Raw genomic sequence first — 8,817 nt, 5'->3', positions numbered from 1 at the left:
TAGGGCCTGTTAACACTAATTAAATACGCTCTGCTGGAGCCTGAGTATTCGACCAGAAAGGCACTTTGAGCGCAGTTTAGCAAGCTAAATAAGCGATGAGTAACGCATCTGGGCGGATATCAGGCCCAGCCCAGTCGCGCTTACCGCTTGTGAGCGCGTATTCTTAAGCTTGTTGACCGTTCTCTACCCGCGTTTAGTTCTGAGCCTGCTTTGCTCGGCTTGTTTTTCTCTATCTGTTTTTCTCTATCTGCTTTAGTTGGCCTACTGGGTAAGCAAGACCACTTACTGACCTTTATTCTTAAGGCCGTTGTTACGATGTCTATACGCGTTGCATGTGTAGAGGCTGTTTTTTGATCAGTTGTTACCGTTTTATTAATATTTGTGATTTAAAAACCCATCTTTGAGTACTCAAGCTTCTCATATCCGTGAATCTGGTTATATAAACTTAACGTATGCATTCAAGGTGGTATATTGGCGCGTAATTCGTTGACAGTTCATACGGATGTTTGAATACTGGCGCAGCTTTGAGGGCCAAGGGCAAAGGTAAGCCTACCTAAGTACCTGGCTTGAGAAGTGTTGTTCTTAAAGAGCCTCAGCGCTTTATTCCATATTAAGACAATAAAAATAAACGGTGATGTTAGATGATGTACACACAAAAACTGTGCCTTGCGGCCGCGACCTTTAGTCTGCTTTCCAGCTTAAGCTTTAGCACAGCTGCACAAACTATTAACCATAGTTCGGGCCTTTGCTTAAGCCCTGAAGGTGGTTCCACTTCGCCTGCCAACGGTACCAAGTTGGTGTTGAGCAACAACTGTTCAACAGCGGCAGCCCAGTTTAGCTGGAGCTCCGGCGGCAGTATCAAGCATGTTGCCAGCAATAAGTGTGTGCACTCAGGTGGCGCCAATATTCCTGAAAATGGCACGGCCTTAGTGCTCTGGGATGGCTGCGATTTTACCGATCGTGTGCGTTTTGAGCGCAGTGCGGCAGGCAGTATCAAACAAGTTTCAAGTGCTATGTGTGTGCACCCAGTTGGCGGCTCGGCCAACCCCGCCAGTGGCACTGGCCTGGTTATGTGGCAGGGCTGTGACGAGAACCGCTTAGCCTTTAATGTGCAGAATTCGGGCTCTCAGCCGGGCACACAACCACCTGCCACAGGTGGCATTAACAGCCGCGCAGCCTTAGTTGCAGCGATTGCGAATGCAAGTGCCGGCGATGTGCTGACACTGTCGTCGGGCTTCAGTTATCAGCAATCCATTGTTGTCGATAAAGCGGTAGTCATCGATGGCAACGGTAAACAGCTGAATCACAGCGTACCGAGCAGCGGTGCCTACGCGGAATTTACCCCGGCCTTTATTATCGCGGCAAATAATGTGGTATTACGAAATTTAACCGTCGATGGTGGTAACCGTTACGGCTCAAATACGCTGATTGAGCTGAATAATAAAGCCAGTACACGCAGTAATAATTTTAGTTTGGTTAGTGTCACCTTAAAAAATGCAACCGCGGGTTTGCGCAACCAGGGTGTGATACCAAGCAATTTGTATATCGTCAGCAATACCTTTCAGAACATGAACAAAGGTATTGATTTAACTCGCGATGCATCGCTGTCGTATTTTAATAAAGTCGCCACCGGCTTGTATGACACTGCAGGTTCACCTCTTTATTACCAGCAGGCCGGTTCACTGACCATCAGCCAGAACCGCTTTTTTGTCGACAACGGCCAGCAAGCCATGCAGGTGGGTGTACAGATTGACGCAGGCAACGACGGTTTTAACGCCTACGAGGCGCCCGGTTTTCCGAACAATACAGCGGCCTACCGCGGTGCCAACAATTACATTATCACCAAGTTTAACAACGGTGTGATCTCTAAAAATACCGGCAGAACCGCCAGTGACGCTGTGCGCGCGACGGAATTTCCTATCGCGGTTGCGAAAGTGGCCGATGTGCGCATCGAAAATAACTTTGTTGAAACGGTCGGTGTTAGCAGTGATATGTACGACTTTTCATCGGCAATTAATGTTGAGCATATGTCGCGCGATGTGATCATCCAAAATAATGATATTGCGGTGAACCGTGTTGTAAATGGCGATCAGAACAATCAGGCCATCAGTATCCTGCCGTTCCAGGATCACGGTGCCAACGCCAACAGCACCGATGCCAGCGTTGGCATCAGCATTTTGTTTAATCGTTTTTACGGTTCCGGTCGCAGCGGCGTCTTTGCTTTGGCATTTCGCTCCCTGGAAATTGACGGCAATGACTTTGCCAGCTTTAGCTCTTCGCGCCAGGGCTTGGCAACCTTGAACTTGTACAATACCGATGACAACGGCAATGGGGCACTGGATCAGGGCGAGCGCTCAACCCTGCGCGGCTCATTTGTAAATATTGCAGCCAGTAGCAATCTAGGTGCCAGCGGTTTGGTTGAAGCGACTTTGTTTGATACCTCTGACCCGTCTGATTTACCGCCGGATCAGCGCCACTAAGCTTTCATTTTAAAAACTGTATGACTTGTAAGCCCGGCATCGTTGATGCCGGGCTTTTTTTTATCTTCGATTCTACTGTTCAGTGACAGCTAATCGCGCAACTACAAACACAGACACAAACACAAGCACTGACACAAACAGTTAATCGCTGCTGCCCCCTGGTGTTTTAACGCTCTTTTGTAGTCGGGCCTAGGTGCATAGGTGATGCATAGGTGCCTAGGTGAATAGGTGCTTAGCGTTTTGTCATTGTTTTCAACGCCAGCGCTTTTATTGTTCATTAACCCGGTTTTTACTGGTATTTATTCGCGCTATTTTCTGTTTTGTCATAATGGTGTGATATCTGCATTGCTTACTCTTATTGAGATATAACGCGCGGCGAAGGCCTTTTCAGCGGAGTAAGAACAGCGATATGAGCATTGCCTGGAACGACTATCAAGCCGGGGAGTTTTACGATGAACTTATTTCAAGCCCCGGCAATGCACGCAAACCTGCACAAAAATTATTAAGTTATTTAAAAAGCTTGTCTGAGCAGGAAGTCGACGCGCGGCGCTTGGCGGCCGAGGCCACCATTCGTGAAATGGGCGTGAGTTTTACGGTCTACACCGAAGAGGGCAATATCGATAGAGCCTGGCCGTTTGACATTATCCCGCGTGTGATTGCAAAAAATCAGTGGCAGCAAACCGATGCCGGTTTAAAGCAGAGGCTTAAAGCTTTAAATATGTTTATTGATGATCTTTACCACGAGCAGAAGATTATCAAAGACGGCATTATCCCCGAATTTGTGCTCAAGCAGAGCAGTAATTACCGCGCTGAATGTGAAGGCATCTCGCCCGCATTTGGGGTGTGGGCACATATATGTGGCACTGACTTGGTGCGCCATACCGATGGCAAATTTTATGTGCTTGAAGATAACTTGCGTGTGCCCTCAGGCGTATCGTACATGTTAGAAAATCGCTCGATAATGAAACGAGTGATGCCAGAGGTATTTGAGAAAGTGGATATAGCGCCTGTCGGCGACTATCCGTCGCGACTGTTTGATACCCTAACGGCGCTGAGCCCACGAGCGATCGAAAAACCCGTTGTTGTGGTATTAACGCCGGGCATTTATAACTCGGCTTATTTTGAGCACGCTTTTTTGGCTCAGCAGATGGGGGCAGAGCTGGTTGAAGGCAGTGACCTTGTTGTCCAGGATGACTGCGTGTACACAAAAACCATCGCCGGGCTCGAGCGTGTTGATGTCATTTATCGGCGCATTGACGATCTGTTTTTAGACCCTGAATGTTTTCACCGCGATTCGGTACTCGGTGTTGCCGGTTTGATGCGCGCGTGGCGTGCGGGCAATGTTGCGCTGGCCAATGCGCCGGGCGCAGGTGTTGCCGACGATAAAGTGATTTATGCGTTTGTGCCAGAGGTGATCAAATACTATCTCGACGAAAGCCCGCTGCTGCCAAACGTTGAAACCTACTTATGTTACGACGATAAACAGCGCCAGCACGTATTGGCCAATCTCGACAAACTTGTGGTCAAACCGGCAAATGAAAGTGGCGGCTACGGCATGTTGATCGGCCCACATTCGACTAAAAAAGAGCGCGAGCATTTTGCTGCGCTGATTCAGGCAAATCCGCGCAACTATATTGCTCAGCCGACCTTGGCCCTGTCGACAGCACCTACGCTGGTTGGCCGCAATGTGGCCGAGCCGCGCCACCTGGATTTGCGCCCTTTTGTACTGCAGGGCAAAGACAGCTATGTCACCACCGGCGGCTTAACCCGGGTGGCAATGAAAAAAGGCTCGCTTGTGGTTAACTCATCACAGGGCGGCGGCAGCAAAGATACCTGGATAGTCGATACCGAAGGGGGGGCAAACTGATGTTGTCAAAAGTTGCCGAGCGAGTGTATTGGACCGCACGCTACCTGGAGCGTATTGAAAGCACGGCCAGATTAATTACCATCTACGACAAATTGTTATTTGATTTGCCAAGGTCGGTGAGCTTGTCGTGGTACAACCTGATTAGCATTAACAGCCTGCAAAGCGATTTTGACGAGCGTTTTTCCGTTCGCGATGAACGCAATGTTGTTAAGTTTATGCTCGGCGATAGCAATAACCCCTGTTCAGTGGTGTCGTCGCTGGCCGCGATACGCGAGAACGTGCGCACCACCCGCGATGTGGTTCTGCAAGAGACCTGGGAGCTGACCAACGAGCTTAACCTCTATGTGCAGGAAAATCTGCAGCAGGGCATTAATCGCTCCAAGCGCTACGAATTTCTCGACACCATTATTAAAGGCTGCCAGCAAATTCACGGCTTGCTCTATGGCAATATGCCTCACGACGCCGCGTGGTGGTTTTTGCGCCTCGGCAGAAATCTCGAGCGCGCAGATATGACCACACGCAACCTCGACGCCGGTGCCGCGGCGGTACTTGAAGTCATTGAAGATGACACCTATGTGCGCCAAATTATTTGGGGCACCGTGTTGCGTTCGCTCAATGCCGAGCAGGGTTATCGGCGCACGGTGCGCGGGCCGGTTTCAGGCAGCATGGTTGCCAACTATTTATTACTGGATGCCAATTTACCGCGCTCAATTGAACACTGTTTTATATCCATACTCGATTCATGTGAAAAGCTTCCCCAGTCTCAGCCGCTTGTTGAGCAGCTAAAACACAGCTACGACAAGCTGAGCTTACATTTCGACGGCGAAACCAACGGTGCCGCGCTGCGGGCGTATTTAAACGAACTGCAAATTTATTTAGCTAAGGTGCACACAGATATACGCGAACTTTGGTTTCCTAAATACAGCTAGGTTAAGAGATTCTATATGACTATTCGTGTCGCAATTTCTCATAAGACGTATTACGACTTTGATCGTTTGGTGAATTTGTCGGCGCACACAATCAGGCTCAGGCCGGCGCCGCACTGCCGTACGCCTATACACAGCTACAGCCTGAATATCGAGCCCAAACAACATTTTGTTAACTGGCAGCAGGATGCTTTGGGCAATTATCAGGCGAGTGTGGTGTTTCCGGAAAAGTGCCGGCGTTTAGCGGTTGAGGTGGAAGTTATCGCCGACATGGTGGTGATTAACCCGTTTGATTTTTTTCTGGAAGAAAAAGCCGAGCACTTTCCGTTTACCTACGATGACGACTTAAAAAAAGACTTAGCGCCGTATCTTGAGCTCGAAGCTTGCGGGCCGCTTTTTAAGGCGCTGTTGGCCGATTTGCCTTTAGCAAACGCAGGCGCTCACGGCCCGATTTCGGAATTAAAACAAGAAGCAAAACAAAAAAAGATGCGCAGCATTGACTGGTTGGTCGCGGTCAATCAACAGTTGCAGGGTTTGATTAAGTACAGCATCCGCATGGAGCCGGGTGTGCAAACGCCCGAGCAGACACTTGAAAAAAAACTCGGCTCGTGTCGCGACAGCAGCTGGTTACTGGTTCAGCTGCTTCGCCACCGCGGGCTGGCAGCGCGGTTTGTTTCGGGTTACCTGGTGCAGTTAAGCGCCGATGAAAAATCACTCGACGGTCCTTCCGGGCCGGAAAGTGACTTTACCGACCTGCACGCCTGGTGCGAGGTATTTTTACCGGGGGCCGGATGGGTTGGGCTCGACCCGACCTCGGGGCTATTTGCCGGTGAAGGTCACATACCCTTAGCTTGTACGCCGAGACCGTCGTCGGCGGCGCCAATTTCCGGTGCCACGGACAAGTGTGAAGTTGAGTTTAGTTTTAGCAACGAGGTTGCGCGTATTCACGAAGATCCGCGTGTAACCCGGCCTTACGATGATAGCGAGTGGCAAAATATCCTAGCCTTGGGCGACAGCATTGATCAGCAGATGCTGGAACAGGATATTCGCCTGACAATGGGCGGCGAGCCGACATTTGTATCCATTGACGATATGGAATCGGCGCAGTGGAATACCGAGGCGCTGGGCGAGGATAAACTGGCGCTCGCTAAAAGTTTGTTGCTGCGCCTTCGCGATCATTTTGCACCGCAGGCGCTGCTGCACTACGGCCAGGGCAAATGGTATCCCGGCGAAGAAGTGCCGCGCTGGGCCCTGGGTTTGTTTTGGCGCAAAGACGGTGAAGCGCTGTGGCGCGAGCCTAAACTGCTTGCGCGCATCGACAGTGATTTAAAACACGATATAAACACTGCCGAGCGCTTTGCTCACTGCCTGCTGGATTTAATCGGGATCGACGAGCGTTTTTTACAGCCGGCCTATGAAGACGCGTTGCACTATTTGCTTGAGCAACAACAGCTGCCGCTAAACATCGATCAATTGGCGATGCGCGTCAGCGACGACCTCGGTCGCCGGCGCCTCGCGCGTTTATTAGAGCGCAAGTTTTCCGAGCCGGTTGGTTTTGTCCTGCCGCTCGAGTGGGATGCGATCAGCAAAAGCTGGCAGACCAGCGCGTGGCCGCTGCGCCGCGAGCGGCTGATCTTAACACCGGGTGATTCGCCTTTGGGGCTGCGCCTGCCGCTGGCGCAGCTGCCCGAAAGTGCCGAGCAGCCTTTTGTTAAGCAGCGCGATCCGGGTGAGCCGTGCGAGCCTTTGCAAAAGCGCATCGATATTCGCCTGCCATTTAATGTGCGCGAAATACAGCAAAACGAATACCGCGCAGATGCTGCTGGGCAACAGGCCGGGCGACAGGTTGGGCAAGAGCCTGGTGACAAACCCAGTAAAAAATCGCCACCGGAGCCGGGCGATGAAGGCGGGCGCAGTGTTAATGTTATTCGCACGGCGCTGTGCATCGAAGTGCGCGGGGGCAAACTGCATATTTTTATGCCGCCACTGTACGCCCTGGAAAACTATGTTGAGCTGTTGGTCGCGCTGGAGACGGCTGCTGAGCGCTGCGATACGCCGCTGATTATCGAAGGTTATGAACCGCCGAAAGATGCGCGCCTGCAAAAACTTCTGGTAACGCCCGACCCGGGGGTGATTGAAGTCAATGTTCACCCGTCCAGCTCGTGGCGCGAGTTGATCTCCACCACCACTGAGCTCTACCACGCGGCGCGCCAATCGCGCTTAGCGGCGGAGAAATTTATGCTCGATGGCCGCCATACGGGCACCGGCGGCGGCAACCACATTACCTTAGGTGGCGCGAGCCCGGCTGATAGCCCACTGCTCAGGCGGCCTGACTTACTGCGCTCGTTTGTCAGTTTTTGGCAGCATCACCCGAGTTTAAGTTACGTGTTTTCAGGCAGTTTTATCGGGCCGACAAGCCAGGCGCCGCGCGTTGACGAAGGCCGCGACGAAATGCTCTATGAGCTCGAAACGGCATTTCAACAGGTGCCCGAAGGTCTCGCCGAACAGCCCTGGTTGGTCGATAGGCTGTTTCGCAATTTGCTGATCGATATTACCGGCAATACCCACCGCGCCGAATTTTGCATCGATAAACTGTTTGCGCCGGGTTCGGCCAGCGGCCGCCTCGGCATTTTGGAATTTCGCGGTTTTGAAATGCCGCCGCACAGCCGTATGGCGCTGGTGCAGGCGCTGTTGATTCGCGCGCTGCTGCTGCGTTTTTGGAAAACACCCTACAAACAGCCTCTGGTGCGCTGGGGGACCAGCCTGCACGATAAATTTATGTTGCCGCATTATTTGTGGGCCGATTTAAAAGAAGTGGTTGAGGATTTAAACCGTCACGGCTTAGCTTTTGACCTCGACTGGCTCAAACCCTTCCAGGCCTTTCGTTTCCCCTGTTTTGGCCGCCAGCAGTTTGGCGATATCCACTTTGAGCTGCACTGGGCCATCGAGCCCTGGCATGTGCTGGGCGAAGAGATCGGCAGTTTTGGCACGGCGCGTTACGTCGATTCGTCGGTTGAGCGTGTGCAAGTAAAACTATCGGGTTTGACAGATAGCCGTTATGTGCTCGCCTGCAACGGTCGGCGAGTACCGCTGCAAGCCACCGGTAAACAAGGCGAGTTTGTGGCCGCAGTGCGCTATCGCGCCTGGGCGCCGCCGAGTGCGCTGCACCCGACTATCGGCGTGCACGTACCGCTGCACTTTGACTTAATCGACTGCTGGAATGGCCGCTCGGTAGGGGGCTGTACATATCATGTCAGCCACGAGGGCGGGCGCAGTTACGACAGTTTCCCGGTGAACGCCATGGAGGCCGAAGCGCGGCGGGTGAATCGCTTTAGTAGCATTGGCCACACTCAGGGGCCGTTTGTGCCAAGGCCACAAATGCAGGCCCTGCGCGAATTTTTCCCGAATCAAACGCCGCCGCAGCCGATGAGCCCACCGCCGGAGGAGGCCGCAGATGAATACCCGCATACGCTCGATCTGAGGCGCAGTGCCGCGCCCTTTATTTAGGGTTTAGGCAATAAACATTGTTGCAAAGTAGTGAGAT

At 52.1% G+C, this 8,817-nt stretch carries 4 protein-coding genes; all 4 read left to right on the top strand.

From position 1 onward, the window contains the following. The first annotated feature begins 641 nt into the window (after positions 1-641). The 4 genes from CFK45_RS14780 to CFK45_RS14765 all read left to right on the top strand — a co-directional run bounded on the left by CFK45_RS14780 (position 642) and on the right by CFK45_RS14765 (position 8,780). On the top strand, positions 642-2,480 hold the full coding sequence (locus tag CFK45_RS14780; protein WP_096087210.1) for an RICIN domain-containing protein: 1,839 nt from the start codon (positions 642-644) through the stop codon (positions 2,478-2,480). Between the two features lie 409 nt (positions 2,481-2,889). Beyond that, complete coding sequence (locus CFK45_RS14775; protein ID WP_096087209.1) at positions 2,890-4,347, top strand: circularly permuted type 2 ATP-grasp protein; 1,458 nt, start codon at positions 2,890-2,892, stop codon at positions 4,345-4,347. Next, the gene (locus tag CFK45_RS14770; protein ID WP_096087208.1) at positions 4,347-5,276 is read left to right on the top strand and encodes an alpha-E domain-containing protein; all 930 of its coding nucleotides are present in this window, start codon (positions 4,347-4,349) and stop codon (positions 5,274-5,276) included. Before CFK45_RS14775 ends, CFK45_RS14770 begins: the two co-directional genes overlap by 1 nt. Positions 5,277-5,291: 15 nt before the next feature. Continuing rightward, entirely contained in the window at positions 5,292-8,780 is a 3,489-nt protein-coding gene (locus CFK45_RS14765) for a transglutaminase family protein (protein ID WP_096087207.1), read from the top strand. The last annotated feature ends 37 nt before the right edge of the window (positions 8,781-8,817 follow it).

Source organism: Agaribacterium haliotis, assembly GCF_002312815.1.
Lineage (GTDB): Bacteria > Pseudomonadota > Gammaproteobacteria > Pseudomonadales > Cellvibrionaceae > Agaribacterium > Agaribacterium haliotis.
The sequence above is the reverse complement of the archived record's forward strand: the minus strand, read 5'-3'. Positions and strand labels throughout refer to the sequence as shown.